The organism is Deinococcus detaillensis (genome assembly GCF_007280555.1).
Lineage (GTDB): Bacteria > Deinococcota > Deinococci > Deinococcales > Deinococcaceae > Deinococcus > Deinococcus detaillensis.
On record NZ_VKDB01000005.1, the window covers coordinates 152,956 to 178,904 of the forward strand.

The following is a 25,949-nucleotide window of genomic DNA, read 5'->3' on the forward strand; positions in this document are numbered from 1 at the left end:
AACCTGCCGCTTCCTGCGCTCTACCACACCCGTCAGAAGCCGTAAGTCCCAGCTTCGTCCAGCGCCCGCGCCAGATCGTCGGTGGTGGTGGCCTGATACCCGGCCCAGCTTTGCCAGAGCTGCTCCAGCGCCGCGACCGCCTGTGCCAAGCGCTGCTCGACCTCAGGCGTCAGCTCGTCGCCGCTGTCTGCCAGCGCCACCGTCAGATCCAGCTTGGCTTTGAGGTATTTGGCTTGCTCGCCGCGCGTGCCGTCATAGACGTAGACCACTTCTTCCCAGCCGAAACGCAGCCGCCGAAACAGCAGATCGCTCACGGCGCTGTGGCTTCCCAGGCACAGGCGCGCCGCCGGAGTGCCGTCTGGAGCAACTAAACCTCGCCGCAAGCACTCATCGGCAGCCAAGCCGCTGATGTCGCGGTCGGTGGCGGCCCGAAAGCGGCTGGCGATGTGGTGCCGGGCAGCGTCTTGCAGTGCGTAGGTCATAACTTAGGCGATTATATTACGCTCCTTGCAGAATAACAAGCTCACTTGCGTTGGCCCCGCCGCAGCCAATCGACGCAGCCAGGGGCTTAGCCTTTCTCATCGGGGAATCAGCCGAGCTTTTGCCGCCACTGCACTTCTCAGACTGCTGTACAGCTAAAACTGGGACAGATCCGCTTGCGACAGATGAGGAGAATCTGGAACAATCCTTTATAAAAAGTAATTTTCTTACATTTCTAGTGACGAAAAGTGTACGCTAGCAGCATGTGGCCATTTGGAAAATCGACTGCCGACCGTGTGAAAGAAGCCCTCAACGCCCAGCCTCAACTTAAGGATTTGGGCCTTCAAGTCAGCGAAAGCGGCGGCAATGTCAGCGTAACTGGCATGGTGCCCAATGATCGCTACGGCCAACTCGTCAACGTGGTGGCCGAAGGCATCAACGGCGTCAAGAGTGTGGACATCAGCGGCTTGGTGGCTCAGCAAAACACCAGCGAAGTGCAGGTGAGTGCCCCGACGCCCACCGCCGATGTCGGCAGCAGCGACGACGTGACCGAATCCGGCTCGCAGGGCGGCAGCGTGATGCAGAGTGATCCTGCCCAGAGCAGCTCCGCGAACAGCAGTGTGGACGCCGCTATCGCCGCCGCCGTGGACAACAGCAAAATCGCCAAAGCGGTTTACCACGCTATTCGCAGCAACGGCGAATTGGCCGACGACCCGATTGACGTCCTGCAAAGCGGCAAGAGCGTCATCTTGCGTGGCGCAGTGGACAACGATCATGAGCAGCGCCTCGCCGAGCAAATCGCACGCGGCGTCGAAGGGGTGTCGGGCGTGGACATCAGCGGCCTGAAAGTGGTGGCGCAGGCCAAAGAAATGCACAAAGACCGCGACGAACTGAGCGGCGACGCCACCTACACCGTCAAGTCAGGCGACACCCTCAGTGCCATTGCCGAGAAGTATTTCGGTGACGCCATGCGCTACAAAGACATTGCCCACCTCAACAACATCTCCAACCCCGACGCTATTCAGGCCGGGCAAGTCCTCAAGATTCCCAGCGCTTAACCCCGCCTGAGTTCAGCGCCGCTTCCCGAGTTGTGGGGGCGGCGCTTTTTTGCGGCCATACAAGCTTTCACGGCCAGAGATCGCTCATCGGCGCGGCGCAGGCGGCTTCCCGCAGCGGCGGCACACCGAGGTGGTCTTCCATGCTGCGTAGCAGCGAGTAATGGTTGTACGGCTGATCACTGACCCTGCCGCCCTGCCCGCCCGGCGTCAAGAGGATAGTCGCCACCCGTCCCCCGCCGCCCTGCTGATCCTCGCCTTCGTCGAAGGTGATGATCAGCGCCGCACCGGGCTTCCAAACGGAAGAGGCCATGATCTGGTCGGCCCACATTTTGACGAAAGCGTCGCCTGTGCGCTCCACATTGGCGCGGCCCAAACAGCGCAAGTCGCCGTGCAGGTCATGGCACAAATCCGGCACCAACAAGGAGAAATTGGGCACCTGGCCGCGCTGCAAGTCGGTTTGAAGTTGCTCAAACGGCACGACGTTGGCAAGCTGTTTCGGCTGCTTGACAAGGTCACTGCTGAGCATGAACGGGTTGTGCTTTTTGCCGTAGAGCCCAGCGTAGTTCACGTTGGAACCGGCCGCCGGCAAGCCCTGCATATAGCCTTTCCAGGTCAGGCGCTGATCTGCGAGTTGCGAGGCCAGCGTCGCACCCGCAAACGACTGCGCCGGGTCGTCGCCCACCATGTTCATGGTGCTGCCCGCGATGAGGGCCACGTAATTGGGCAAACTGGGATGGGTCACGCCAGTATAGTTGCGGGCCAGTGAACCGCGCTTTGCCAGCGCGTTGAGGGTGGGCAAATTGGGATTGCCGATCACTTGGCCGTAGCTGTGGTTTTCAAGGATTAGTAGAAAAATGTGCGGCGAATTTGAAGCAGCCGGTGGAGCTTGAGCCGAACTGAGCGAGAAGCCCAGTAAACCGAGCAACATGAGTGAGCGGCCCAATTTGTTCTGAGCATGTTTTTTAAGTCCTGACATAAAGCCTCCACTTCTTCTCACCGCGTCCAAGAGCACACTACTCACTGCTTACGGCATGAACGCGCCGCCCAGCAGCGCCGCCAAACCCTGCACCGCTGTCAACGTTCCCGCCCGCACTTCGGCGCGAATGGCCCGCAGCTGCTCGGCGCTCACTCCCGCTTCAAACGCTTGCCACGCAGCTTCTTTGAGCAGTTCTTCAAACCAACCGCTGTGTTGAGCTTGCCGCCGCGCTTGTACCCGCACCGAGTCCGCCGTAAAAGCCTTGACCGCCGCCCAGACTTCAGCGATGCCCGCACCCGTCAGGGCCGAGGCTTGAAGCACCTGAGGCTGCCGCAGCGCCGTGCGTGGAGTCAGCAGATGAAGCGCCGCCGCCAGCTCACCTTGGGCTTGCCGGGCCGCTGCCGGGTTGCTGTCGGCCTTGTTGACCACGCACACGTCCACCAGTTCCATGATGCCGCGCTTGATGCCCTGCAGTTCGTCTCCGGCGTTGGGCAAGGTCAGCAGCACAAATACGTCGGTCATGCTGGCGACTTGCGTTTCGCTTTGGCCGACACCCACCGTTTCGATCAGCAGAACGTCGTAACCCGCCGCCTCACACAGGGTGATGGCCTCGCGGGTGCGCCGCGCCACCCCGCCGAGTGCGCCGCGAGCCGGGCTGGGCCGAATAAAAGCGCCGGGATGCACCGTCAGGTTGGGCATTCTGGTTTTGTCGCCCATGATGCTGCCGCCGGTGCGCTGGCTGCTGGGATCGACCGCCAACACCGCGACCCGGTGGCCCGCATCAGCCAACTGCAAGCCCAGCGCTTCTATAAAGGTGGATTTGCCCACCCCCGGCACACCGCTCAGTCCCACCCGGAGGCTGCGCCCCGCGTGCGGCAAGACTTCGGCAAGGAGTTGCTGGGCTTCCCTCAGGTGATCAGGCCGCGACGACTCGGCCAGCGTAATGGCGCGGGCCAGTGCGCGGCGCTGACCGGACAGGAGAGCCGCCGTGAGCGGGTGAACCGACATAGCCCTGATGCTAGCAGGCGCGGGCGCGGTTCAGGCGCGTTTAAAGACAACTCGGCTGCCACTTCAGGATTCCGCGTCTTGGGCAGAGCGGCTTCTTGGCAAGATGACGGCGCTTTGCTACACCCCCAGGCCTGCCCGGTTTACCTGAAGCCAAACGTTGTTACGCTCAGCTTCCGCTCTGCGTGTAGCCAGTGGCCCGCCACCCGCAGCCGTCGCGGGTCAAGTTGATGGTGCCGCCAAAGGTGCCGCCGACATTTTCGCCATTGCTGCGCTGGGTGGCGCTGATTTTGACGCTGCCGCTGACTTTGGCGCTGTTGCCGCTGATACTGACTCCGCCCACACTGACGGTGTAGTTGATGTTGCCGTACGCCGCCCCGAATCCCCCCGCCGCGTCGCTCAGGCCCGCTGAAGCGGCGCTGCTGGCCGTGCCGCGTGCCGAGGCGACGTCTTGTTCCTGGGTCAGTTTGCAGTCGACTGGCGCAGCGCCGGCATACTGCACGCTGGTGGATTCCTGCTTGGGATCAGGCACCAGCGTGCCCTGCAAGTTCTCGACGCTCAGGCGGTAATTGACGCCCAGCGACAGGCGCGGCCCCGGCAACGTGCCGAGCGTGGAGCGAATAAGCTGCGCTCCAGCTTCGATGTAGCCTTCCACCGGCAGCAGCGGCGTGCTGTAGCGGGTACCCACGCCCAAGTTGGCCGCCAGCGAACCGGAAGGCAAAGTGTCGATACCGCCCAGCAAGTACAGCTTGAAGTTGCTGAACTGAGCCACGTCGTAGCTCACGCCGCCGCCAAACGACGCGCCGGTGGCGTTCTGGGCGTTGCAGTACGAGACTTGGCCGTACACGCTGATCTTCTCAGACTGCACGCCTGCCCGCAGCCCCACGATTTGGCAGCCCAGGGCGGCGCTGGTGTTGAGGCCAAGGCGAATATCGGCGGCGGAAGCGTTGGAAGCACTTGAAGCAGCCAAAGCGGAGGCCAGTACGGTGAGGGCAAGGAATGGACGCATGGCCTCCTTTTTACCACTGTCTGATGTGTAGGTCTTATTTTTACTCATAAAATGAATTTCTGGGGAGCCGACTTGCAACTTTTGTGCGCCTCGCCGCGTACTCTGAAGCCGAGATGACGGTAACTTTGTGGTGACTTGGCCCTTTTTGGTGTTCTTGCTGATCTGGCTGTTTTGCCTTGCCAGCACCTTTATACCGGCGGTTCCGGCCACGCTGCTCATTTTTGGTGGTGCGCTGCTCACCGCTTGGCTCAGCGGCTTCGAGCTTTGGCGTGATCTCGCCTTTTTCATCACACTCGGCGTGCTGACGCTGCTGATTTCCCTGATCGACAACGTGGCATCGGCTTGGGGCGCTCGGCGCTACGGCGGCAGCAAACAGGCCATCTGGGGAGCTTTGATCGGCGGCGTGGTGGGCATGCATTCCCTTCGGCTTGATCGTGGGGCCGCTTTTGGGCGCACTCTTGGCTGAGCTGCTGATCGTTAGAAAGCCGCTGCTCTCGGCGGTGCGGGCAGCTTGGGGAACGCTGCTGGGCGTGCTGGGCGGGGTGGCGGCCAAATTCACTCTGCACGTGTTGATGGGTCTGTACGTCCTGTGGCGGCTGTGGCAAACGGCCAGCCTATGAGTCTGCCGCCGCTGCCAGACTTGCGGCTGTATTCCCGCGCGGGCTGCCACCTCTGCGAGGACGCCGAAACCGCCCTGTCTAGTCTCGGCGTAATTTTTGAGCGCGTCGATATCAGCGGCAACGCCGAACTGGAGCGCCTCTACGGCTGGGACGTGCCGGTGCTGACCCTCGGCGGCGCGGTGATCGCCAAAGGGGTGCTGGGCCGTGAGCGGCTGCGGCGGGTGCTGAAGCTGACCCCACCCTGAGCTTCACCGCCCACCTGCGCCCACTCCTCACCCATTAGGTTTAAACTGACCCTACTTTATGCATCCAGTCTTCCTTCAGATCGGCAGCTTTTCCATCGCTTGGTACGGCGTCCTCATGACGCTGGGCATCTTTATCGGAGCCGTCATCGGCACCCGGATGGTGCGGCGGCGCGGCCTCAACGAGCAGCTTTTCTCGGACATGATCTTGTGGCCGCTGGTGGTCGGCTTTATCGGCGCAAGGCTGCTGTTCGTGGCGACTTCGTGGAATTTGTTCAGCGATAAAACGGGTCTAGCGCTGCTCTACGACATCATCAACATTCGGCAGGGCGGCATCAGCATTCACGGCGGGCTGATCGCGGGCGTGGGCATGCTCTACATCATGACCCGCCGCCACCGCGTCAACTTTTACCAGTACGCCGACATGTTCGTGCCGGGCATCGGCTTTGCCATCGTGGGCGGGCGGCTGGGCAACATCATGAACGGCTCCGACACGGTTGGGCGCGTTACCAACTGGGCGGTGGGCTACCGCTGGCCAGACTGGGCACGCGGTTTCCACGACGCCATGTGCAACCCCAATGCCGAAGAAAATCTGGTGCAGTACTGCAAAACCATCGCTGGTCAGCAGGTCATGACCGCTCCAGTGCATTTTACTCAGCTCTACGGCATCATCATCGGCATCCTGCTGATTATCGCCTCGGCTTTCTGGATGCGCTCGCGTCACCCCGGCTGGGCCTTCTGGCAATTCTGGTTGTGGTACAGCGTCCTGCGGGCCGGTTGGGAAGAAACCTTCCGGCTCAACCCGCTCTCGCCCAACATCTACCTTAATGAGGGTCTGAACAACCCCGGCATTGGCCTGCTGACGCTGACCCAAGTGCTGAGCATTCCGCTGATTTTGTTCTCGATTTATATGCTGTGGCGCGTCGCCCGACAGCCGGAAATCCCATTCGGTCAACCTGCCCCTGTTCCCGAGCAGAGCGTCAAGGCTTAGCCGCTCAAAGTATGCAACCTGCTGCCCCCCCAGACTGGCTCAAGGCCCCGACGCTCACCAACCGGTTCGTCCGCCTTGAAGCTCTCACCGCCGCCCACGCGCCTGATCTGGCCAAGCACGCCACCGACGCCACCGTGTCGTTTTTGTCGCGGGGCGGGCCAACCGCCAACACGCCGCCCGCTTGGGCCGAGTACATCGAGCGCCTCAACGCGCTGCCCAGCCGCGTGAATTTCGCGGTGCTGCTCAGCACGCTGCAGGGCCAACAAGTCGCCGGGCGCATCAGTTACAGCGAAACTAAGCCCAGCGATTTGTGGCTGGAAATCGGCACCATGCTGACCCCACCGTTTCAGGGCAGCGCCGCCAATCCGGCCGCCAAACTCCTCCTGATGGAGCGGGCCTTCGGGGTGCTGGGAGCCAACCGGGTGCAGTTCAAGGTGGATGGGCGCAACGCCCGCAGCTTAAAGGCGCTCGAAAAGCTCGGCGCGGTGCGCGAGGGCACCTTGCGGCAATTTCAGGTGCAGCCAGACGGTTACGTCCGGGACAGCGTGATGTTCAGCATTTTGAGCAGCGAGTGGCCCGGCGTGCGTGAGCGGCTCACCAAACGTTTAGAAGCTTTACAGACGCAGCCGCTAAGCTAGCGTCATGCGCCCCTCCTTTGTCCGGCCCGTCATCAGACCGATCGTTGCCTTTGCTGCGCTGAATTGCGGGCTGGGCGGCGCGGCTTACGCCCTCACGCCGCCTGCTGGGTGGGTCAGCGTGGACGCCAACACTTGGCGCGACCAAAGCGGCGCGTGCGTGCTGCGTGAGCAAGGCTTTGCTCAGGAGTTTGCGCCGATGGGCAGCCAGCAAGACGCCCTAAGCATGGGCAACAAACTCCAAAGAGCGCTGGCCAAGCAGGGCATGACTAAAATCAGCATTCAGCCGGTGTCGCAGCAAAGCGACTGGAGCGTGCTGGCCGCTTACACCTACGCCCAGAGCGGCGTGAATTACCAGATCGTTCAACTGTATTTGTCGCAGGGCGGTAAACTGCACACCCTCAGCGGCAGCAACACCGAAGGTGAGGCCAGCGCCTGCGTCAATCTGATGCGGAATTTTATTAAAGGAAAATAGGCAACGAAAAAGAGCGAGCGGCGGCAGCGTCAAACACCGTGTCTGCCTTTAGACTTGAAGGCGATGCTGGCCTTGCCTTCACCCCACACCACCACCGCTGCCCAGACCCTGCGTGATTTGGCGCTGGAGCTGGGCTTTGACGTGGCGGGCTGGGCTTCGGGGCAAGTGCCGCGCCGGGCCTGGCAAAGCTACGGCGAGTGGCTGGAGAGCGGGCGGCAAGCCGGCATGGCTTACCTGGAGACCGGCGCTTGGAGGCGGGCCGACTTGTCCACTTCGCTGCTGGCCTCGCAGGGCGTCGGGCGGGTCTTGGCGCTGGGCATCAGCCACGCCTTTGAAGACACGCCGCCGCCCAAAGGGGGCCTGCGGGCCGGACGGGTGGCCCAGTATGCCCACACGCCCGATTACCACGCCCAGATCGAGCCGCTGCTGGCGCGTTTGGTGAGCGAGGCCGCCTCGCTGGGCGTTCGGGCACGCGGTTACGTCGATCACGGCCCCTTGATGGAGCGCGACCTCGCTGGGCGGGCCTTCCTGGGATGGCACGCCAAGTCGGGAATGCTGGTCAGCACTGAGCTGGGCGCGTTCGTGACGCTGGCCGCCGTGCTGACCGACTTGCCCGACGAGCCGGACGGCCCCGCCCATCCCGACCGCTGCGGACGCTGCACCCGCTGCATCTCGGCTTGTCCGACGGGAGCGATTGACCCAGACCGCGCCATCGACGCCCACAAGTGCGTGTCGTACCTGACCATCGAGCACCGGGGCCCGGTGGACTGGGCGCTGCGCCCCGGCATCGGCGAGTGGCTGCTGGGCTGCGACGTGTGCTGCGCGGTGTGTCCCTGGAGCCTCAAAGCCGGGAAGCTGGCCCGCGCCCTCAGACCCGACCCCGAGTTGGCCCACCCCGATCTGCTGAGCTTTTTCGGCGTCTCGGAGCGTGAATTTGCCCGCCGATATCAGCACGCCGCCCACGCCCGACCGCGCCGCAAGGGCATGGCCCGCAACGCCGTGACGGTGGCCGGGAACTTAGACGAAGAGAGGCTGCGCCCGGTGCTGGACTTGGCTGCCGCCGACCCCGCGTGGGAAGTGCGCGAGGCGGCGACTTACGCGCTGTGGCGCTGGCAAGACCGGGCCGGTCTGGAACGCCTGCGAACCGACCCGCACCCGCAGGTGCAGGCAGGCGCTGAGCGGGGCCTGAAGGCGCTGAGCGGAATAGATGACAGCATCCCGAGCGTTGAGCGCTGAAGGTTTCTTTTCCATTCGCTTCTGGCACGACTCCGATTCATGGCTGACCGTCCACCAAGCGCCGTACACAAACGGCCCGCCGCAATTGCAAGCCGCTGAGCCAATGCAGCGGGCCGCAGGCTCTAGAATGCGCCGCGTGCGCCTCGCCTTTATCGCTGACATTCACGGCAACCACGACGCCCTAGCGGCAGTACTGGCCGATATTCAAACGCAGGGAGCCGATCTGCTGTATGTCAACGGCGACGTGGTCAACCGTGGCCCCGACAGCGTGCGGGCAGTAGAAACCCTGCTGAATTTGCCGACGCAGCCGACTTTTGTGCTGGGCAACCACGACGATTTGATGCGGCTGTGGCTGACCCGCGACAGCACCTTGCCGGGCGACTGGTTTGAAGACCCTTTCTGGGCCGCCACCGCCTGGAGCGCCGGTCAACTCGACCAAGCCGGACTGATCGCCCCGCTCCTGACCTGGCCGATGACGCAGCGCCTGAGTTGGAGCGGCCTGCCCACCATCGAACTGGCGCACGGCACCGCCGCCCACTACCGCGAAAGCCTCAGCCAGCACACCCCAGAGCAGCGCCTCACCGAACTGCTGGACGAAGCCGACGTTCAGGTCTTGATCGGCTCGCACACCCACAAGCCGATGGTGCGGGCGGTGGAAGGCGGGCGGCTGGTGCTCAACACCGGAGCGGTGGGCGCTCCCTTCAATGAAGACCCCCGCGCCCAGTACTTGTTGCTCGACAGCGTTCAGGGTATGGAGCAGAGCCGCTGGGAAGCCACTTTACGGGCGGTGCCGTATGACCGCTCCGGGGTGCTGGGGCGCTTTGAGAGCAGCGGCCTGCTGCGTGAGGGCGGAGTCAGCGCCGAGATTTTCCGTGAAGAAGTCCGGCTGGCCCGCAGCTTATACACCCCATACTGGATGTGGACAGCGGAAGGCGGCAAGCCCCGCACCACCGAAACGTGGCGGCAATTTCAAGCCGAGTTTCCCGAGCGCTTTCTCTGAGTGCGCTCAGGCGTTAAGAGCGCTGAGGAGTTCTTCTGGGCAGCATGAGCCGATAAACACCCGCTGGCCGCCCACGAGTTCAAGCTCAACGCCCGAGGTGCCTGACGTGAGATAAGCCCGCCTGTTGCCGGAGGCGACGCGGAACCCCCAGCCGCCGTATTCCCGGATAGGGTCGCAGATTCGGGCGTAGGCCCGCACAATCTGCTTTCTCGGAATGGTGCGGCTTGGAAACGGCCCGAGCCTCAGCGTCACGCTCCGGACGTCCACCCTAGTTTTGAGGCAGGACAGCAGAAAAAAGCCGGGCAAGACCACGCCGACGCCGAGCCACAGCAGCCCCATCGCCAGATTGGAGACGGGACGGTTGCCCACCGTCACCCCTAAGATGAGTTGAGCGAAGGCCAACACCCAGAACAGCAGGGCGAAGGGAACGCTCAGCCACACCGCCGGACTACGCCTGAGCGGCTGAACTTCCAGATAATCCGGCTGACCCATCTACTCTATAACGTAGCGCAGACCTTCCTCAAACTTGATCTGTTCCCAGTCTGAGCGCCCCAGCACCACGTTGCGCCGCCAAGGCACCCAGTCGGTCTGGCCAGTAGACGAGCGCATAAAACCGTGCAGGCCAACTTCGACGCGGCTGGCCGCTCCGCTTTCCAGGAGGGCGCGAAGTTGCTCGCGGGCGAGTTGGGTGTCCACTTGGCCGGTGACGCGTGCGACGCGCACGTCCTGCGTGCCGTAGGCTTCGACCCGCGCTCCAAAGCCGCGCAGCAGCCGCGTCACTTCCTCGGCGGTGTGCGGGCCGCTGAAGGTGACGTGGGCATCGAGTTCAAAGCCGCGCACGCCTTTTTCGAGCTTGCCCTGCGGCTCGGCAGGAGTGGGAGCGCTCACGGCTGGGCCTCCGAGCGCCTCCAACTGGGTCAGGCCCGCTTCCAGCTTTTTGCGGTGGTGGCGGGTGTGGAAAGCGGCCATTCTCAGCCAGTCTAAAGCTGTGATCTCGCCCATTGCCGCGTGAAAAAATCGGCGCTCGGTGTTGTCATCGGCCCGCAACGCCAAAGTCTGCAACATTTGACCGGCTTGCCCGAACCGCGCATCCAGATGTTCCCACGGCTGACCCGCGCTGGGCAGGGTGTTGCTGGGCGCTTGGCGGCGGCCCTGCGCGTCCACTTCAATGGGTGTTTGCTCGGTTGGGCGCAGCTGCTTGTCGGAGAGCAGCAGCGCGGCAATTTTGGCGCTGCCCTCGTTGACCAAGATGACGTGTTCGGTTTCTTGGGCAGGCGACCAGTCGCGCTCAGGCAAGACGGCGTTCCAATGGGCCTGCGCCCGCGCTACGGTTTGCTGATAAGTGCTCAGCTCGCGCTCCAAGCGCCCGGCCACTTCATCCGGCGTTTTGCCAAAGGCCAGCAGCCAGTCCATGCGGGAAGCGTAGTCAGTTTGGGTCATGAACTCAGTCTATTACACTCGGTGTTTGGTCAACCCAGTTCAAGAATTTCGGTGCCGTCAATGAAAGAAGAGCAAAAAAAGCGCCGAGGTTTCCCCCAGCGCTCAGCCAACCGAAATGAATCTCAGCCTTCGCCGCGCAACTCGGAGGGCGTGGCCAGAAAGCGGGTCAGCAAGCCCGCCAATGCGCCCGCCAAAAGCGGAGCAACGATGTACAAAATGACGTTGCCGAAGCTGAGGATGCCGCCCACCGAGAGCGAAATGGCAATCGCCGGATTGAGCACCCCGCCGCTGCTCGCACCCGAAATGCCGATGCCGACGACCAGCGCCAGGCCGATAGAGAGGCTGGCCGCCGCGTCCGAGGCTTTGCCAATCACCACACGCGTCACGGTCGTGACCAAGAGGAAGGTGCCGATAAATTCCATCAGCCAGAACAGGCCCTTGGGCGCAATCGGGCCAGCCGGTGTGCCGAGTTCGCGCAGCACCGCCGTGCCGATCAGCATGGCGATCACCGCGCCGACAATTTGCGCCAGCATGTACAGCAGTCCGGTGGCCGCCGGAAACTGCCCAGAGGTGATCAGGCCGGTGGTCACGGCGGGGTTGAGCTGAGCGCCCGAGACTTTACCGAGCGCGATGACCATCACCGCGAGGGTCAGGCCGACGACGGCAAAAGTGGTTCCGGCGGGAGCCAGCAGCGCCGAGGTGACGAGAAAGAAGGTGCCGACCGCTTCGGCGGTGAGGCGCTGGGCCATGCTGGGGGTGGTGTCTAGAGTGGTCATGGAACTCCTTGAGCGGCGGAGCGGAGGGTGAAGGTGAGCGGCAGAACTCAAATGGTACTCAACTGATTTTACTTAGATGGCTTAATACTTCTGTGAAAAACTCAGCACTTCAGAGTAACAGAAATGAGCGAGATGAGAAACCCCTCAAGCCCAGCCGAAGCGGGCGAGAGGGGTTGCCGGGTTAAACCAGCCCCAGCGCTAGGCTTTGACCAGTTCGATGCCCGCCAGTTCGTCTACCTTCAGGCCCCATTTGTTCATCTCAGCGATGAACGGATCGGGGTCGAATTCCTCGACGTTGTGAACGCCTACCTTCTTCCAGACACCCTGAAGCATCAGCGCCGCGCCGATCATGGCCGGAACGCCAGTGGTGTAACTGACGCCCTGCGCCTGCACTTCCTTGTAGGTTTCAGCGTGATCGCAGACGTTGTAGACAAAATGGACTTTTTCCTGACCTTCTTTGCCAACGCCTTTGGCCTGCACGCCGATACAAGTTTGGCCGGTGTAGTTTTCGGCCAACGATTCGGGCACGGGCAAAACCGCTTTAAGGAACTCGATCGGCGCGACCTTCAGGCCCCTGAAGTCAATCGGTACGATGCTGGTCATGCCGATGCCTTCCAATACGTTCAGGTGCTTGATGTAATTTTCGCCGAAAGTCATCCAAAAGCGGGCGCGTTTAATGGTGGGAAAATTGAGAACGAGGGACTCGAGTTCTTCGTGATACAGTACAAAGCTTTTGCGGGTGGCAACTTTGGGATAGTAGATGTCTTGCGAGATTTCCAGCGGTTTGGTTTCGATCCATTCGCCATTTTCATAGTAGCGGCCATTGGCGGTGATTTCGCGGATATTGATTTCAGGGTTGAAGTTGGTGGCAAAAGCTTTGCCGTGATCGCCGTTGTTGCAGTCGATAATGTCTAAGTAGTGAATTTCGGAGAAGTGGTGCTTGGCGTGGTGGGCGGTGAAAATGTTGGTCGCGCCAGGGTCGAAACCGCAGCCGAGCAGCGCCATCAGGCCAGCTTCCTCGAAGCGCTGGCGGTACGCCCACTGCCACGAGTACTCGAACTTGGCCACGTCCAGCGGCTCATAGTTGGCGGTGTCGAGGTAATGCACGCCGGTCTCCAGGCAGGCGTCCATGATGGTGAGGTCTTGGTAGGGCAGCGCCACATTGATGACGAGTTCAGGCTTAAATGCATTGAACAGTTCCACCAGGGCCGGAACGTTGTCGGCGTCCACACTGGCGGTACTAAATTGGGTCTTGGAGTCCGGCAGGTGCTGATGAATCTCGGCCACGATTTTATCGGCCTTGCTGACGGTGCGGGTGGCGATCAGGACTTCGGTGAACACGCTGTCGTTTTGAGCGCACTTCTTGGCGACCACATTGCCCACGCCGCCCGCGCCGATGATAATGACTTTACTCATGGCGGTTAGTTTATAACGCCGCCACGAGCATGACGCAGCCACGCTGAGAACGCGCTAGCTTTGAAAGATGCTGCCCGCCGCGCCGCCCCCCGCCATCGTTACCGCTGCCATCATCACTGCCGGAGGAGCCTCCCGCCGGTTCGGGAGTGATAAAGCGCTGGCCCGGCTCGGTGGGCAAACCTTGCTGGAACGGGTGGCGGCCAGCTTAGAGAACCACGCGCCCAAACTGATTGTCGCGCCGCCGGGCAAGTATGCCCTCAGCGGCTGGCAAAACGTCCCTGATACCCGCCCCGGCGAAGGGCCACTGGCGGGATTGGAAGCGGGGCTGGGTGTCTTAAAAACGGGCGCACTGGAGCCGCGACTGTGGGCAGCGTTCGCGGCGGTGGATTTGCCTTACCTGACGCCGAAGTTCTGGAAACGGCTGGCCCACTTCAGAGAACCGAACGCTCAGGCCGTCATCGGCCACAGCTCAGATAAGCGCAAGCAGCCGCTGGCCGCGCTCTATCACGTGTCCAGCCTGAGCACTGTCACCGCGCTGCTTGATAAAGGCGAGCGGCGAATGCTGGCTTTGCTCGACGAGTTGGCTGTAATTGAGGTGAGCTGGGCCGAGCTGGAGAGCGCCGCGCCGCAGGCTTATCAGAATGTCAACCGCGTCGAGGACTTGAGTGAAAGCAGCATCTAGCGCCTACCGCACTCCGCTGACCTCTTCAAACAGGCGGCTGGGGACGTAGGCCCGCGCCGCACACACGCTGACAAGTTGGCGCTCCGGATAACGCAGGGCGGTGAGCGAGCCACCGTAAACGCAGCCGGTATCGATGTTCCAGCTCTCCCCTGCCGCGACTTGGCCGCGCTGCTGAGGACGGCGCACTGGCGTGTGACCGCTGACGATCAGGTGCGGGCCGGTGTGGAGCGCCGCCCAGTCTTCGCGCACGGGATGCCCGTAAGCGTCCCGCTCCTCAAAGTCGTGGCCGTGCACGTTGTATTCGCCGCGCTCACTGCCCGCGAGGTCGGCCCTGTCTCCGGCGTGGGCCACCAGCAAGCGGCCCTCATCGAGTGTCAATCGCGGCGGTGAGTCCAACAAAAAGGCGGCGGCGCGGCGGCGAAAGGTGGGCGACGCCGTGACAAGCTGCTTGAGGCTGCTTTCCAAATTGGCCGTCGGCTTGCGGACATGACCGCCGGAAAGCGCGTGGCCCAGCCGCTCATCGTGGTTGCCCCGCACCGCCAAAGCTTGCCCGGCGGCCACCGCTTTCATCACCAGCTTGAGAACACCTGGGGTATCTGGCCCACGGTCGACCAAATCGCCCACCAAGATGAGTTGCCTGCCCAGCGGCGGCGTGAGGTTGAGCTCTTCGTCTGCTCCGTAACCGAGCCGCCTGAGCAGCGCCAGCAATTCGGGCAGGCAGCCGTGAACATCTCCAACCACGTCAAAGCCCTGCACACTAATAAACTTGCCCGCCTTCCCTGAGCAGCTGCGGTTCAGCGAACGCCCCTTCCTCTACCTCCGGCGACATCACGATGACCTGCGGCGGGCAAGAACGGGCGCAGGCCGAGCAGCCGGTACACGAGGTCAAATCGAGGTGCAGGGTAATCAGGCCGTCGGGGTGGACTTCTCTGGCAATGGCTTCGGTGGGGCAGACATTGGTGCAGACTGGGCAGTCGATACAGCCGTCCAAGATGCGCGGCGCGGCCCAGATAACCAGCGTTTCCGGCGCGGGGGTGGGCTTCATGGCGCGGCGACGCCACAGCCACTCGGCGGGGCGGCGCTCTTCGGGCACGCTCCAGTCCACGAACGGCAGCGGGCTTTCGGGAATGACCTGCGCGGCCATCCGGCTGGCGCTGCGGGCCAGCGCTCCGAACATACTGCGCCGCGAAACCTGCGGCCCGCTGAGCTGCTCGCCCGCCGCCTTGCGGATACTGACGCGGGCGGGGCGGCCCGTAGCGGCGCGGAGCTGCTGAGCGCCCTCCACCACTGCCGCGAGGCGCTCGGGCACGTCGGCGCGGCCCACCGCGCAAGTCGGGCAGTCGCCGTGCAATAAGGTCAGCTCGATGCCCCACGCACCCGAGGCCACCACCGCGCTCTGGTTTACGCGCCCAAGGCACGGCAGCGTCTGGTCGCCCGCGCCGCTCTGCGAGCAGGTCAGGGTGGCCCCGCCCTCGCCGTGCGCTTTGATGGCTCCCAGCGTGGCGCTCACGTCGTATTCCAGCGCTCCGGTGGGGCAGGCCTGCACGCACAGGCCGCAACTGGTGCATTTGGCCGGATCAATGCTCACGGCCCTATCGATGCTGACCGCTTCGTGGGGGCAGGCCTGCTGGCAAAGGTCGCAGCCGCCCACCGCCAGCCGCTCCACCAGGCAGCGCGGGCCGGTGTAGCGCGGCACGGGGTTGCCGTACTCGCCGAGCAATTTGAACATTCCCTCTAACATGGGCCTTCTAGCATGAACCTTCCATGCTCAGGATTATGCGCCGCGCTGAGTCTCAGAAAGATGACGCCGGGCCGGGTTTTGATCTGCTGATCACAACCCGGCCGCTCACTGCCCACCGCCAAACTCGGGATTGTCGTGCTTGAGGGCGGCCAGGGCTGGACGGGCGGCGGGCAGCAAGGCAAAGCGGCCGCCGTTAAAGGCGTAGGTCAGAAGGTAAGTTCGGCTGGGCGCGGCGCTCAACTTGCCCACACACGGATCGTGCACTTTGGTGTCGTCGCGGGGGCGGGTAAAGGTCGCCGATTTGATCCTGACTTCCAGACCAGAGGCACTGCCGGATTTCGCCAGCAACTTCCAGTTCACAATCTGCTGAATGCTGCCGGTGGGTGAACAGGCCTGAGAAGTGTCATAGGTGCTGAAAAAATTCTGGGCCAGCACGTCCGGTTTTGCCAGATCCAGCAGCACCAGATTCTCGACCACGGTGCCCATGCCGCTGTAACTGCCCTGACACAGCAGCAGGTCGCGCCCACCTGCGGCAGCAGCCTTCAGGCACTGATCTGTGCGAATCCCCTGAACGTAGCGCAGCAGTTTCCAACTCGTCAGGCTCTGCCAGCGCAGCAGCAGGCTGCCCCCAAAATTGTTGACATGGGGTTCGCAGCCGCCCATATCCATCAAGGCGTCGGTAGCGCGGGGGTCGGTGAAATGGCCGTAGATCACCGTCGCCGGGCTGAAGGTGTCGCCCTGATCGCCCGTGAACGCAGGGCAGGGCGTGCATTCTCCCGTTCCGGCCCCGCTCTGGCAGACGGAGGCCAGCAACTCGCGGGCCACCTTGGGCGTAATCTTCTGGCTGCCCGCGCCTGCCCCTGCTCCCACTGAAGCCGCCTGAGAACTCAGCGCAGCCAGCGTCAGCAGCGCCAGCGGAGCGCCCACCCTCATGGGCCGGGCCTCATTTGTAGTCCGGCCAGCCCGCAGACTTGAAGGTCACATCGTTCCACTTGGGATGCATCCCCTCATCTTCTTGGAGGCGAGTCAATTTATTTCTGGCGCAGGCCTGATATTTGAGCAGCTGCGCCCGCTTTTCTGGCGTTTTGAAATCGCGGGTCACCAGCAGGCTCTGCACACTGTATGTATCGACACTGGCTCCAAACTGCGGGTAAATCAGCTTGGCCTTCTGGTAAAAGTCCTTGATTTTGCTGGGGTCGATATCGAGCGGCAACAAGCTGTACTGCTGGGCGTCGAGCGCTTTGACCCAGTCGGCAGGCTGGCCCACCGCCGCCAGCACCGCGTCCACCGTGCCCGCCGAGAGGGCCGAGAGCGCCGCTTCACGGGTGGGAAAACTTACCACCTGGAAACTCACCCCCGCTTTGGCCCGCAGCACATTGGCGGTGACCACGCTGCCGCCCCAAGCGCCCAGCTTTTTTCCGGCAAGCTGGCTGTAACTGGTGACGCCGCTCAAGCGCCCAAAAAAATTCTTGGTGGGCTTTTTGGCAATCAAGTGAAGTTCTTCTTGATGCAGCGCTAAGAGGGTGCGAATGCCTTTGGCACGCGCGTCGCCGTCGATCTGGTCGCGGGCCTTGAGCACGTCGAGTTGCACGAAGGCCAGCGAAACTTGGTTGCTCAGCAGCAGATCCACGCTCTCCACGCTGCCGGAAGTCTGCCGCTCGCGCAGCCACGACGCAGAGGTGCACACATCGCCCAGATTTTTATACATGGTGGCGTAAGTCCCGCCCTTGCTGCCGGTGGCGACATTCAGCACGGTGAGAGGTTGGGCCGATGGGGTTTGGGCAAAAGCTGCTCCAGTGAGCAGGGCGCACGCAAGCGCGAAACGTTTCATTTCAGCCCCTTATACGGATCGTTGGTCGCCGGACTTGAAGAGTTGGAGGGGCTGGAAGAACCGGAACCGAGCTTGCCGAGCGCTCCGGTCTGGTCGAGGTAGACCAGACCCGCGCACAGCAGCAAGACCACCAGCAGCACGCCGATCAGTAAGCCGGGGCGCTTCATTTTCTCTCGTTCCCAACGTTGACGCCCTCCAAGTTGGCCGACAGATCCGGCAGCGCTGTGCCGCCGATTCGGCGCTGTTGGTTGGCGGCCTGGGTGGTCAGCGCGGCGTCGAGCAGTTCGGCGGTGCGCCCAGAGCGGCGCGAAATTTCAGAAAGGGCCGCCTCGGTGGTGTGCTGCTCGGTGGGGCTGAGGCGGGCCATTTGCAGCGCTCCAGCCAGATTGCCCCGCGCTTCAGCCAGTCGCATGTCGATCCGGGCCTTTTTGATGACCAGATCGAACTCGCGCAGGTCGTCTTGCATGGTCGCGTAATACGTCTGGGCCTGCGAGAAGGCGGCGTTGCTGGCTTCCAGCTCCTGCTGCCAATTGCTGATGTCGGCTTCGGGCAACTGGCCCCGGCTCTCGTCGATGACCCGCTTGAAATCATTTAAGTATCCGCGTGCGTTGGCGAGTTGCTGGCCTTTTTGGGTAATCAATTTTTCCATGTCGCCGCGTTTGGCAATCAACGTTTCGATGGGCAGGGCGCGGGCCACCGTCTCCTCGACCTTGCTGCGCCCAGCCCGCAGGCCCAGCATGATGGCCGGCCACAGCACCACAAAGGCCACGATGGCGATGACAAAGGCCGCGATGGTGACGGTGGTCAGCGCCACGTTGAACAAGGCGACGGCCGCGCCCGCGATGGCCGCCAGCACCAGCACGCCGATGACGGTGGTGACGACGATATTCGGGCCTGATCTGACGGTCTGTATGGTTTGGGTGCCGGGTTTTTCGATCATGGGTCTGCCTCCAGAGGGTAGGCCTTGTAAGGGATAGCCCACAAAGTTTCATCCCAGAATACGCGTTTGGACGGCCCGGCGTTCCGAACCGCGAGCGGCTGACCCCGGTAACCGGAAACCCAAAAAACGCCCCCTCCAGCAGAGAGAGCGCTCAAGCCACTTGAAACTCAGACGTTCAGATAATGCGAGTAGCTCTTGCGCATCTTGATAACTTTGGGCGTGATGACTGCCATGCAGTACGGCTGGGTGGGGTTGTTGGCAAAGTAGCTCTGGTGGTAGTCCTCGGCCACGTAGAACTGGGAAGCCGGCTCTAGGGTAGTCACAATCGGCTGATCGTAGACGTGCTGGGCGCTCAGATCATCGATAAACGCCTGAACTTCAGCCTTTTCGGCGTCGGTCTGGTAAAACACGGCGGAGCGGTACTGGGTACCGACATCGTGGCCCTGGCGGTTGAGCTGGGTGGGGTCGTGGGTGGCGAAGAAGATGCCCAGCACGTCGCGGTAGGGGATGACGCTGGGATCAAAGGTCAGGCGCACGGCCTCGGCGTGACCAGTTCTGCCGGAGCAGACCTGGTTGTAGCTGGGGTTGGCAACGGAGCCGCCGATGTAGCCGCTCTCGACTTTCGCCATGCCCTTGACGTTGTCGAACACCGCCTCGGTGCACCAAAAGCAGCCGCTGGCGAGAATGGCGGTTTGCAGGCTTGCAGACGAATCTGGGTTCAGGGTCGAATCGGTCATGCTCTCAGTTTGCCGCGTGGGAGCATCTCAGATGGCGCGAGTCGGCACGTTTGGCTGGGCTTAACCCTGCTCCAGGTTTTCCCTCAAGCGGCCCCCAACGGCGCTAGGCTGGCGGACGTGACTGCTCCTGCTCCCCGCCTGACCCGTGCCACCATCACCTTATTCTCCGTTTCGGTGGGCCTGATCGTGGCCAATTTGTACTACGCCCAGCCGCTGTTGCCGCAGATCGCCGCCGACTTTAAGGTGGATGTGGGCAGCGCCGCCCGCCTGGTCACCTGGATTCAGCTCGGCTACGTCATGGGGATGGTGTTGGTGGTGCCGCTGGGCGACGTGGTGGACCGCCGCAAGCTGACGCTCGGTTTGGTGGCGCTCAGCGTCGTGGTCCTGCTGGCGGTGGCGGCAGCCCCAGCGTTCTGGCTGTTTGCGCTGGCCTCGGTGCTGCTGGGCCTGACCACCGTGGGAGCGCAGGTTTTGGTGCCGTTCGCGGCCAGCCTCGCGGACGACGCCAACCGGGGCAAGGTGGTGGGCACGGTCATGAGCGGCTTGCTGCTGGGCATTTTGCTGGCCCGCACCGTCTCGGGGGTGCTGGCCTCGCTGCTGGGCTGGCGGCTGGTGTTCGTGGTGGCGGCGGCCGCACTGGCGCTGCTCTGGGCGCTGCTGCGGCGCGGCCTGCCCAGTCTCGCTCCAGCCAACCGCCTGCCTTACCGCACGCTGCTGGCCTCGGTGCTTGAGCTGGTCATCAGCGAACCCATGCTGCGCCGCCGTTCGCTTTACGGCCTGCTGGCCTTCGCCGCCTTCAGCGTGTTCTGGACAAGCCTCTCCTTTTTGCTGGCCGGGCCGCCGTACTTTTACAACGAAGCTTTGGTGGGCCTGTTCGGTTTGGTGGGCGCGGTGGGAGCGCTGGCCGCTTCGTGGGCAGGCCGTCAGGCCGACGCGGGGCGCAGCCACTGGATTTCGGGCGTGATGGCCGCTTTGATTGCCGCCTCGTTCGGGCTGATCTGGTGGGGCCAGACCTCGCTGGCCGCGCTGATCGCAGGAGCGCTGCTGATGGACTTGGGCGTGCAGGCGCTTCATATCACCAACCAGTCCGAGATCTACCGCCTGCGCCCTGAGGCCAGAAGCCGCCTGACCACCGTTTATTTGAGCAGTTACTTCGCGGGCGGGGTGCTGGGGTCGGCGCTCTCCAGTGTGGCTTACGTGCGTTACGGCTGGGCGGGGGTGTCGGTGCTGGGCGTCCTCTTTGGGCTGGCCATTTTGGCGGTGTGGGCGCTAGAAAAACCGCTTCAAGCTGCGCCCAACAAGCTTTAGTTATCCATCTTCAGGCTCACGCACTGCTGCTCGGTTCTGTTTCCAATCCTAAGCAGAAATGATGACCAGATGAAACCCTGACAACATTTATGTTTTATGATGTGGTGATGATTAAACCTACTCTGGCTCTGCTGACTTCAGCCCTGCTGCTCTCGGCCTGCACGCTGACCACCAAAAAACCTGATCCGGTCAGCATCACTATTTTGGGCCTCAACGACTTTCACGGCAACCTCGAACCCACCTCGTTCACCAAAGTGGGCGATACGGCGGCCATCAAGGCAGGCGGTGTGGCGGCGCTTGCCTCAGAAGTCAACGACGCCAAGCTCAAAAACCCCAACACCATCTTGGTGGGCGGCGGCGACCTGATCGGTGCCAGCCCGGCCACCAGCAGCCTGCTGCGCGACGAACCCAGCGTGGTGGCCATGAACAAAATCGGAATGCAGATCAGTGCGCTGGGCAACCACGAGTTCGATCAGGGCCTCAAAGAATTGTTCCGGATGCAAAACGGCGGCTGCGACAGCAACGACGCGGCCAAAGCCTGTAAATTTGATCCCACGTTTGACGGAGCGAAGTTCAAATGGATCGGCGCGAACGTGGAGTACAACGCCAGCAGCGGCAAAACTGGCACACCCTTTGCGCCTTACATCATTCAGGACATCGGCGGCGCGAAGATCGCCTTCATTGGGGCCGTGACCAAATCGGTGACGGGTCTGGTTTCGCCCGACGGCATCAAGGATCTCAACTTCCTCGACGAAGCCGCCTCAATTAACAAGTACATTCCTGAAATCAAAGCCAAAAACGTGGACGCCATCATCATGCTGATTCACGAAGGCGGCGAAATTGCTCAGGGCAGCAAGGACACCTACGCCACTGTCGGCTGCAAAACCCTCAATGCCAGCAGTCCGATTGTCGCGATTGCCAAAAAAGTCGATCCGGCGGTCAGCGCCATCATCAGCGGCCACAGTCACCAAGGCTACAACTGCCTCGTGCCCGACCCCACCGGCAAAGACCGCATCGTGATTCAGGGTGATTTCTACGGCCACCTGCTGCAAACCCTCAACCTGACGGTCGACAAGGCCAACCACAAGCCGCTCAGCGTTTCGGCGGCCAACTTGGTGGTCGACTACACCGCCCGCGAAACCAACAAGACCCTCAATGCCGACATGCTGGCGCTGGTGGACAAAGCCAAAGCCAAAACCGACGCGGTCAAAGCTGTGCCCGTCGCCAACTTGGGCGTGCCACAAATTCAGCGCGGTATCAGCAACGCCCGCAACACCGAGTCGGCCTTGGGCGACGTGATCGCCGACGCGCAGGTGTTTGCCACCTTGGCACAGGGCACCCAGATTTCGCTGATGAACCCCGGCGGCATCCGCCAAGACTTGCCCGACACCGGCCAGATCAAGGCCGGAAACGCCATCAACTTCGGTGACGTGTACGCCGTGCAGCCGTTCGGCAATACCTTGGTGGTCATCGATATGACCGGCCAGCAGATCAAAGACGTGCTGGAGCAGCAGTGGATGAACGAAAACGCCACCGCCGTCAAGTTGTTGCAAGTCAGCGAGGGCTTTAGCTACAAGTACACCGACAGCGCTCCGGCAGGCAGCAAAATCAACATCGCCGACATCATGTTTGGCGGCAAGCCGATTGACCCCGCCGCCAAGTACCGCGTGGCGATCAACAGCTTCCTGGCAACCGGCGGCGACTTCTTCAGCGTCTTCAAGAGTGGCACCAACAAAGTCGAGCTGCCCAACCTCGTAGACGTGGACGCCCTCAACGTTTACCTGAAAGCCAAAGGCAGCACGCTGGACGGCAAAGTCAAGGGCCGGATCACCAAGCTGTAAGGCTAAAGCCCACCCGACTTCTTTTCAGCCGGAACACTCGGACTTACCGCCGTGTTCCGGCTTTGCTGTATCCCCCCTGCCTAAGCCCACCTTCATCCAACTCTGGCTTTTTTATTGCCCCGCCGTTATCTACTTCACGAATGGACATCTTGAATATGCTCGGCCTCGGCCAAAACCAAACCGCTCAGCTCGGTCAGCAGCTCGGCGTGGCCCCAGACCAAATGAACTCGGCGCTCGAAGCCGCCGTGCCGCTGCTCATTAGTCAAATGGGCCACAATGCCCAAGACCCGCAGGGCGCGGCCTCGCTTTCGCAGGCGCTCTACCAGCACGACGGCAGCGCCATCGATAACCTTCAGCAGGGCAGCTTACCCAACTTGGACGACGGCCAAGCCATTACCCGCCACGTGTTCGGCGGTAACCAGAACTCGGCCGTCAACGCGGTGAGCCAGCGGGCCGGAATCAGCCCGCAGCTCGCCATTCAGATTATTTCTATGGCCGCGCCGCTGGTGCTGGGCTACCTCAGCCGCAACCGGGGCGCGGGCGGCGGCGGCGGTATGGATGGTGGCATGGGCGGCAATCTGGGCGGTCTGGGCAGCATTCTCGGCAGTGTGCTGGGCGGCGGCGCGGCGGGAGGTCTCGGCAGCATCTTAGGAAGCGTCTTGGGCGGCGGCTCACAGCAGCAGCAGCCCCAGTATCAGCAACCCCAGCAAAGCTCTGGCGGCTTGGGCGACCTCGGCGGAATGCTCGGCAGCATTTTCGGCGGCGGACAGCAAAGCGGCCAGCCTCAGAGCAACCAAATGGGCGGCGGCGTGGGCCTGGAGCCTGTTGGGCAGCAAGCGCAACAGAGCAGCAATCCACTGGAAGACTTGATCGGGATGTTTGGCGGCAACCGGCGCTGAGGGTAGCGCAGCAGCTTGCCAAACGAGCTTAAAGTGATGGTAAGCTTTGGCGCATCTCCTATCACCTTGCTGGGCCTAGAATCTTGGTATGGGCCTCAAGGAATTCATTGAATGGTTGCGTGAAACGTTGCGTAATCCGGGCGGTCAGCCGCAGCCGGTTCCGGTGCCCGTTCGCGTCAAGCGCTAACAATCTCTTCTCCTCAACTTATCCCCGCTCCCTCTTGGCGTTTTGCCGGTGGGGAGCGTTTTTGCTGACTCACCGCTCAGACACACATGACAGACATCTGCCGCCGCAATTCGCTATCTTGGCGGGGTGCATGGCATGGAACTCCTCCGCCCGCTGATTGCGGAGCGCCCGCCGGAAGAACGGGACAAAATTGAAGCCGCTTACGAATTCGCCCGTGAAGCCCACGAAGGCGTGGCCCGCAAGAGCGGCGAGCCTTATATCACCCACCCGGTGGCGGTCGCCAAAATTCTGGCCGAGTTGGGGATGGACACCGATGCCATCTCGGCGGGCCTACTCCACGACACGGTAGAAGACGTGGAGCGCGTGACCTTTGCCGTGATCGAAGCGCAGTTCGGGCCGGATGTCCGCAAGATCGTGGAGGGCGAAACCAAAGTCAGCAAACTGACCAAGCTCAGCGCCAACCTCCACGACCAGCAATCCGAAAACCTGCGCCAGATGCTGATCGCCATGACCGGCGACGTCCGCATCATCATCGTCAAATTGGCCGACCGCCTGCACAACATGCGGACACTGGCCAGCATGAAGCCGGAAAAGCAGCAGCGCATCGCCCGCGAAACCATCGAAATTTTCGCGCCGCTGGCCCACCGACTCGGCATCGGGCAAATCAAGTGGGAACTGGAGGACCTCAGTTTTAAGTACCTCGATCCACAGGCCTACAGCTACCTGGAGACCCGCCTGAGAACCCGCCAAGAAGAGCGCGAGGCCCAGATCACGCAGGCCATCGAGCAGCTCCGCGCCGAACTCGCCGACGATATCGAGCTCTCGGAGTGGGTGCAAGCCGAAGACATCTCCGGGCGCAGCAAGCACCTCTGGAGCATTCACCAGAAAATGCAAAAGGAAGGCAAGGCCTTAGAGCAGATTTTTGATTTGCTGGCCATCCGCCTCATCCTGACGCCCAAGCCGGTCAACGCCCCCGAGAGCCGCCAAAAAGAACGCGCCGAGGAAGCCCGTGAAAAGCGGGTGTGCTACCACTCGCTGGGCATCGTGCACAGCATGTGGTCGCCGATCCCCGGCCGCTTCAAGGATTACATTGCCGTGCCCAAACCCAACGGCTACCAAAGCCTGCACACCACCGTGATCAGCCAGGGCGGCCAGCCGATTGAAGTGCAGATCCGCTCGAAACGGATGCACATGGTGGCCGAGTTCGGGATCGCCGCCCACTGGATGTACAAGCAGGGCTCGGCGCTGGCCCAGAAAGAGCGCGACGACTGGTTATTGCAAATGCGCGACTTGCAGCGCGATTTCTCCGACGCTGCCGACTTTGTGGACGCCGTCAAAAACGACATTCTGGGCGGGCGGGTCTTCGTATTCACGCCGAGGGGCGACACGGTCAGCTTGCCGCAGGGCGCGACACCGGTGGACTTTGCCTACCACATTCACAGCCGCATCGGCGACACCACCATCGGCTCGCGGGTCAACGGCTCGATTGTTTCGCTGAGTCACAAGCTCAAAAACGGCGACATGGTGGAGATCGTCACCAACAAAAACAGCACCCCCAGCCGCGACTGGCTCAACTTTGCCACCACCCGCAGCGCCCGCAGCAAAATCCGCCACCACTTCCGCATTCTGGAGCGCAGCGAGGCCCTGCAAAACGGCCACGACCTGCTCGAAAAGCATCTGCGAAAGCGCCAACTGCCGGTGCGCCAACTGATGAGAACCAAGATTCTCGAAGATGTCAGCTTCAAGCTGGCCGGGTCGCGCAACCCCGACGATCTGTATCTGGCCATCCATGCCGGAAAGCTGACGCCCGGAGCGGTGGCCCGCGCCCTCGCCCCGCAACTCGAGCAGGAGCAGCGCCCCCTCCGCGCCCCCGTGCCGCGTCCAGTGGAGCCGGGAGGCGTGTACGTGGAGGGCTTTTCCACCGTCACCAAGCTGGCCAACTGCTGCACCCCGATTCGCGGCGATCAGATCATGGGCTACTTGACGCGGGGGCGCGGCGTCACGGTCCACCGGATCGATTGCCCCAACATGGTGCGGCTGCTCAAGTTCGAGCCGGAGCGCTGCGTGGCGGCTTCGTGGAATCCGGGGACGCGCGGCAACGCCATCGTGGATGTGGACGTGGTCGCCGCCGACCGCAGCGGCCTGCTGAGCGACGTGCTGAGCTTGCTGGTGAGCCTCAAGCACAGCCCGATGAAAGTCAGTGCTGGGGTGGGCGCAGACAGCGTGGCCCATATTGCGCTGCGGCTGGCGGTGGAAAATCAGGCCGAGTTGGTGTCGCTGGCCAACCAACTGCGCCAGATTGACAGCGTCACCGACGTGCTGCGGGTAGGCAAAGGCAATAAAAGCGTGCCGCAGAACTGAGGCGTAAGCGGAGCGACACCGTCAGCCCGGTCAACCTTTGAGCCGCCCAGCCGCTAAGCTAAG

Annotated in this window: 27 protein-coding genes and 1 pseudogene; 13 read left to right on the forward strand and 15 right to left on the reverse strand. The window is 62.4% G+C overall.

The window, feature by feature from the left end; all coding sequences use genetic code 11:
- Window positions 1–32: 32 nt before the first annotated feature.
- Window positions 33–482 (reverse strand): hypothetical protein, encoded by a 450-nt coding sequence (locus FNU79_RS07395; RefSeq protein WP_143720230.1) that lies wholly within the window; start codon window positions 480–482, stop codon window positions 33–35.
- 261 nt (window positions 483–743) lie between these two features.
- Between FNU79_RS07395 and FNU79_RS07400 the strand changes: the two genes are divergently transcribed.
- Window positions 744–1,538: a BON domain-containing protein gene (locus FNU79_RS07400; RefSeq protein WP_143720231.1), complete on the forward strand. Its 795-nt coding sequence runs from the start codon at window positions 744–746 to the stop codon at window positions 1,536–1,538.
- Between the two features lie 67 nt (window positions 1,539–1,605).
- Here FNU79_RS07400 and FNU79_RS07405 read toward each other — a convergent pair whose 3' ends face one another.
- The 3 genes from FNU79_RS07405 to FNU79_RS07415 all read right to left on the reverse strand — a co-directional run bounded on the left by FNU79_RS07405 (window position 1,606) and on the right by FNU79_RS07415 (window position 4,528).
- The gene (locus FNU79_RS07405) at window positions 1,606–2,514 is read right to left on the reverse strand and encodes an alkaline phosphatase family protein (RefSeq protein WP_143720232.1); all 909 of its coding nucleotides are present in this window, start codon (window positions 2,512–2,514) and stop codon (window positions 1,606–1,608) included.
- Window positions 2,515–2,562: 48 nt separating this feature from the next.
- Window positions 2,563–3,522: a methylmalonyl Co-A mutase-associated GTPase MeaB gene (gene meaB, locus FNU79_RS07410; RefSeq protein WP_143720233.1), complete on the reverse strand. Its 960-nt coding sequence runs from the start codon at window positions 3,520–3,522 to the stop codon at window positions 2,563–2,565.
- A 166-nt stretch (window positions 3,523–3,688) separates the two neighbouring features.
- Window positions 3,689–4,528, reverse strand: a complete 840-nt coding sequence (locus FNU79_RS07415) for a hypothetical protein (RefSeq protein ID WP_143720234.1) — start codon at window positions 4,526–4,528, stop codon at window positions 3,689–3,691.
- Between the two features lie 148 nt (window positions 4,529–4,676).
- Here FNU79_RS07415 and FNU79_RS07420 point away from each other — a divergent pair.
- The 7 genes and pseudogenes from FNU79_RS07420 to FNU79_RS07450 all read left to right on the forward strand — a co-directional run bounded on the left by FNU79_RS07420 (window position 4,677) and on the right by FNU79_RS07450 (window position 9,727).
- Window positions 4,677–5,148 (forward strand): annotated as a pseudogene (locus FNU79_RS07420) (DUF456 domain-containing protein).
- Window positions 5,145–5,393: a glutaredoxin family protein gene (locus FNU79_RS07425; protein WP_318636134.1), complete on the forward strand. Its 249-nt coding sequence runs from the start codon at window positions 5,145–5,147 to the stop codon at window positions 5,391–5,393. Before FNU79_RS07420 ends, FNU79_RS07425 begins: the two are co-directional and overlap by 4 nt.
- A 58-nt stretch (window positions 5,394–5,451) precedes the next feature.
- Complete coding sequence (locus tag FNU79_RS07430; RefSeq protein WP_143720235.1) at window positions 5,452–6,381, forward strand: prolipoprotein diacylglyceryl transferase; 930 nt, start codon at window positions 5,452–5,454, stop codon at window positions 6,379–6,381.
- A gap of 11 nt (window positions 6,382–6,392) precedes the next feature.
- Window positions 6,393–7,019 (forward strand): GNAT family N-acetyltransferase, encoded by a 627-nt coding sequence (locus tag FNU79_RS07435; protein ID WP_143720236.1) that lies wholly within the window; start codon window positions 6,393–6,395, stop codon window positions 7,017–7,019.
- A gap of 4 nt (window positions 7,020–7,023) precedes the next feature.
- On the forward strand, window positions 7,024–7,491 hold the full coding sequence (locus FNU79_RS07440) for a hypothetical protein (protein ID WP_143720237.1): 468 nt from the start codon (window positions 7,024–7,026) through the stop codon (window positions 7,489–7,491).
- Between the two features lie 63 nt (window positions 7,492–7,554).
- The gene (gene queG, locus FNU79_RS07445; protein WP_143720238.1) at window positions 7,555–8,727 is read left to right on the forward strand and encodes a tRNA epoxyqueuosine(34) reductase QueG; all 1,173 of its coding nucleotides are present in this window, start codon (window positions 7,555–7,557) and stop codon (window positions 8,725–8,727) included.
- Window positions 8,699–9,727, forward strand: coding sequence for a metallophosphoesterase family protein (locus tag FNU79_RS07450; protein WP_318636135.1), 1,029 nt, complete (start codon window positions 8,699–8,701; stop codon window positions 9,725–9,727). The genes queG and FNU79_RS07450 overlap by 29 nt, the downstream gene beginning before the upstream one ends.
- A 6-nt stretch (window positions 9,728–9,733) precedes the next feature.
- Here FNU79_RS07450 and FNU79_RS07455 read toward each other — a convergent pair whose 3' ends face one another.
- The 4 genes from FNU79_RS07455 to FNU79_RS07475 form a co-directional block, all read right to left on the reverse strand.
- Window positions 9,734–10,219 carry a DUF6141 family protein gene (locus FNU79_RS07455; RefSeq protein WP_143720239.1) on the reverse strand — a complete coding sequence of 162 codons (486 nt, stop codon included), beginning with the start codon at window positions 10,217–10,219 and terminating at the stop codon, window positions 9,734–9,736.
- Entirely contained in the window at window positions 10,220–11,167 is a 948-nt protein-coding gene (locus FNU79_RS19390; RefSeq protein ID WP_225429938.1) for a DinB family protein, read from the reverse strand. It lies immediately after the preceding gene.
- A gap of 122 nt (window positions 11,168–11,289) precedes the next feature.
- The gene (locus tag FNU79_RS07470; RefSeq protein ID WP_124869226.1) at window positions 11,290–11,943 is read right to left on the reverse strand and encodes an aquaporin; all 654 of its coding nucleotides are present in this window, start codon (window positions 11,941–11,943) and stop codon (window positions 11,290–11,292) included.
- Window positions 11,944–12,141: 198 nt separating this feature from the next.
- The gene (locus tag FNU79_RS07475) at window positions 12,142–13,359 is read right to left on the reverse strand and encodes a saccharopine dehydrogenase family protein (RefSeq protein ID WP_143720240.1); all 1,218 of its coding nucleotides are present in this window, start codon (window positions 13,357–13,359) and stop codon (window positions 12,142–12,144) included.
- A gap of 67 nt (window positions 13,360–13,426) precedes the next feature.
- Between FNU79_RS07475 and FNU79_RS07480 the strand changes: the two genes are divergently transcribed.
- On the forward strand, window positions 13,427–14,041 hold the full coding sequence (locus tag FNU79_RS07480; RefSeq protein WP_143720241.1) for a molybdenum cofactor guanylyltransferase: 615 nt from the start codon (window positions 13,427–13,429) through the stop codon (window positions 14,039–14,041).
- A gap of 3 nt (window positions 14,042–14,044) precedes the next feature.
- Here FNU79_RS07480 and FNU79_RS07485 read toward each other — a convergent pair whose 3' ends face one another.
- The 7 genes from FNU79_RS07485 to msrA all read right to left on the reverse strand — a co-directional run bounded on the left by FNU79_RS07485 (window position 14,045) and on the right by msrA (window position 19,290).
- Window positions 14,045–14,797: a metallophosphoesterase gene (locus FNU79_RS07485; protein ID WP_225429939.1), complete on the reverse strand. Its 753-nt coding sequence runs from the start codon at window positions 14,795–14,797 to the stop codon at window positions 14,045–14,047.
- A gap of 1 nt (window position 14,798) precedes the next feature.
- Window positions 14,799–15,782, reverse strand: a complete 984-nt coding sequence (locus FNU79_RS07490; protein ID WP_143720242.1) for a 4Fe-4S binding protein — start codon at window positions 15,780–15,782, stop codon at window positions 14,799–14,801.
- A gap of 105 nt (window positions 15,783–15,887) precedes the next feature.
- A complete protein-coding gene (locus FNU79_RS07495) occupies window positions 15,888–16,715 on the reverse strand; it encodes a hypothetical protein (RefSeq protein ID WP_143720243.1) in 828 nt (275 codons plus the stop codon).
- A 10-nt stretch (window positions 16,716–16,725) separates the two neighbouring features.
- The gene (locus FNU79_RS07500) at window positions 16,726–17,613 is read right to left on the reverse strand and encodes a TAXI family TRAP transporter solute-binding subunit (RefSeq protein WP_143720244.1); all 888 of its coding nucleotides are present in this window, start codon (window positions 17,611–17,613) and stop codon (window positions 16,726–16,728) included.
- Window positions 17,610–17,780, reverse strand: a complete 171-nt coding sequence (locus FNU79_RS19075) for a hypothetical protein (RefSeq protein WP_185974639.1) — start codon at window positions 17,778–17,780, stop codon at window positions 17,610–17,612. The genes FNU79_RS07500 and FNU79_RS19075 overlap by 4 nt, the downstream gene beginning before the upstream one ends.
- On the reverse strand, window positions 17,777–18,553 hold the full coding sequence (locus tag FNU79_RS07505; protein WP_185974640.1) for a hypothetical protein: 777 nt from the start codon (window positions 18,551–18,553) through the stop codon (window positions 17,777–17,779). The genes FNU79_RS19075 and FNU79_RS07505 overlap by 4 nt, the downstream gene beginning before the upstream one ends.
- Before the next feature lie 167 nt (window positions 18,554–18,720).
- Entirely contained in the window at window positions 18,721–19,290 is a 570-nt protein-coding gene (gene msrA, locus FNU79_RS07510) for a peptide-methionine (S)-S-oxide reductase MsrA (RefSeq protein WP_143720245.1), read from the reverse strand.
- 117 nt (window positions 19,291–19,407) lie between these two features.
- Between msrA and FNU79_RS07515 the strand changes: the two genes are divergently transcribed.
- From FNU79_RS07515 to FNU79_RS07530, 4 genes are all read left to right on the forward strand, one after another.
- A complete protein-coding gene (locus FNU79_RS07515) occupies window positions 19,408–20,598 on the forward strand; it encodes an MFS transporter (RefSeq protein ID WP_225429940.1) in 1,191 nt (396 codons plus the stop codon).
- Between the two features lie 107 nt (window positions 20,599–20,705).
- Window positions 20,706–22,439: a bifunctional metallophosphatase/5'-nucleotidase gene (locus FNU79_RS07520; protein ID WP_143720246.1), complete on the forward strand. Its 1,734-nt coding sequence runs from the start codon at window positions 20,706–20,708 to the stop codon at window positions 22,437–22,439.
- 140 nt (window positions 22,440–22,579) lie between these two features.
- Window positions 22,580–23,338: a DUF937 domain-containing protein gene (locus tag FNU79_RS07525; protein ID WP_143720247.1), complete on the forward strand. Its 759-nt coding sequence runs from the start codon at window positions 22,580–22,582 to the stop codon at window positions 23,336–23,338.
- Window positions 23,339–23,660: 322 nt separating this feature from the next.
- Window positions 23,661–25,886: a RelA/SpoT family protein gene (locus tag FNU79_RS07530; RefSeq protein ID WP_143720248.1), complete on the forward strand. Its 2,226-nt coding sequence runs from the start codon at window positions 23,661–23,663 to the stop codon at window positions 25,884–25,886.
- Window positions 25,887–25,949: the final 63 nt, after the last annotated feature.

Bases quoted from the DNA above. Each gene is read 5' to 3' on its own strand.
- FNU79_RS07395 (WP_143720230.1), bottom strand. From the start codon at position 482: ATGACCTACGCACTGCAAGACGCTGCCCGGCACCACATCGCCAGCCGC.
- FNU79_RS07400 (WP_143720231.1), top strand. From the start codon at position 744: ATGTGGCCATTTGGAAAATCGACTGCCGACCGTGTGAAAGAAGCCCTC.
- FNU79_RS07405 (WP_143720232.1), bottom strand. From the start codon at position 2,514: ATGTCAGGACTTAAAAAACATGCTCAGAACAAATTGGGCCGCTCACTC.
- meaB (WP_143720233.1), bottom strand. From the start codon at position 3,522: ATGTCGGTTCACCCGCTCACGGCGGCTCTCCTGTCCGGTCAGCGCCGC.
- FNU79_RS07415 (WP_143720234.1), bottom strand. From the start codon at position 4,528: ATGCGTCCATTCCTTGCCCTCACCGTACTGGCCTCCGCTTTGGCTGCT.
- FNU79_RS07425 (WP_318636134.1), top strand. From the start codon at position 5,145: ATGAGTCTGCCGCCGCTGCCAGACTTGCGGCTGTATTCCCGCGCGGGC.
- FNU79_RS07430 (WP_143720235.1), top strand. From the start codon at position 5,452: ATGCATCCAGTCTTCCTTCAGATCGGCAGCTTTTCCATCGCTTGGTAC.
- FNU79_RS07435 (WP_143720236.1), top strand. From the start codon at position 6,393: ATGCAACCTGCTGCCCCCCCAGACTGGCTCAAGGCCCCGACGCTCACC.
- FNU79_RS07440 (WP_143720237.1), top strand. From the start codon at position 7,024: ATGCGCCCCTCCTTTGTCCGGCCCGTCATCAGACCGATCGTTGCCTTT.
- queG (WP_143720238.1), top strand. From the start codon at position 7,555: ATGCTGGCCTTGCCTTCACCCCACACCACCACCGCTGCCCAGACCCTG.
- FNU79_RS07450 (WP_318636135.1), top strand. From the start codon at position 8,699: ATGACAGCATCCCGAGCGTTGAGCGCTGAAGGTTTCTTTTCCATTCGC.
- FNU79_RS07455 (WP_143720239.1), bottom strand. From the start codon at position 10,219: ATGGGTCAGCCGGATTATCTGGAAGTTCAGCCGCTCAGGCGTAGTCCG.
- FNU79_RS19390 (WP_225429938.1), bottom strand. From the start codon at position 11,167: ATGACCCAAACTGACTACGCTTCCCGCATGGACTGGCTGCTGGCCTTT.
- FNU79_RS07470 (WP_124869226.1), bottom strand. From the start codon at position 11,943: ATGACCACTCTAGACACCACCCCCAGCATGGCCCAGCGCCTCACCGCC.
- FNU79_RS07475 (WP_143720240.1), bottom strand. From the start codon at position 13,359: ATGAGTAAAGTCATTATCATCGGCGCGGGCGGCGTGGGCAATGTGGTC.
- FNU79_RS07480 (WP_143720241.1), top strand. From the start codon at position 13,427: ATGCTGCCCGCCGCGCCGCCCCCCGCCATCGTTACCGCTGCCATCATC.
- FNU79_RS07490 (WP_143720242.1), bottom strand. From the start codon at position 15,782: ATGTTAGAGGGAATGTTCAAATTGCTCGGCGAGTACGGCAACCCCGTG.
- FNU79_RS07495 (WP_143720243.1), bottom strand. From the start codon at position 16,715: ATGAGGGTGGGCGCTCCGCTGGCGCTGCTGACGCTGGCTGCGCTGAGT.
- FNU79_RS07500 (WP_143720244.1), bottom strand. From the start codon at position 17,613: ATGAAACGTTTCGCGCTTGCGTGCGCCCTGCTCACTGGAGCAGCTTTT.
- FNU79_RS19075 (WP_185974639.1), bottom strand. From the start codon at position 17,780: ATGAAGCGCCCCGGCTTACTGATCGGCGTGCTGCTGGTGGTCTTGCTG.
- FNU79_RS07505 (WP_185974640.1), bottom strand. From the start codon at position 18,553: ATGATCGAAAAACCCGGCACCCAAACCATACAGACCGTCAGATCAGGC.
- msrA (WP_143720245.1), bottom strand. From the start codon at position 19,290: ATGACCGATTCGACCCTGAACCCAGATTCGTCTGCAAGCCTGCAAACC.
- FNU79_RS07520 (WP_143720246.1), top strand. From the start codon at position 20,706: ATGATTAAACCTACTCTGGCTCTGCTGACTTCAGCCCTGCTGCTCTCG.
- FNU79_RS07525 (WP_143720247.1), top strand. From the start codon at position 22,580: ATGGACATCTTGAATATGCTCGGCCTCGGCCAAAACCAAACCGCTCAG.
- FNU79_RS07530 (WP_143720248.1), top strand. From the start codon at position 23,661: ATGGAACTCCTCCGCCCGCTGATTGCGGAGCGCCCGCCGGAAGAACGG.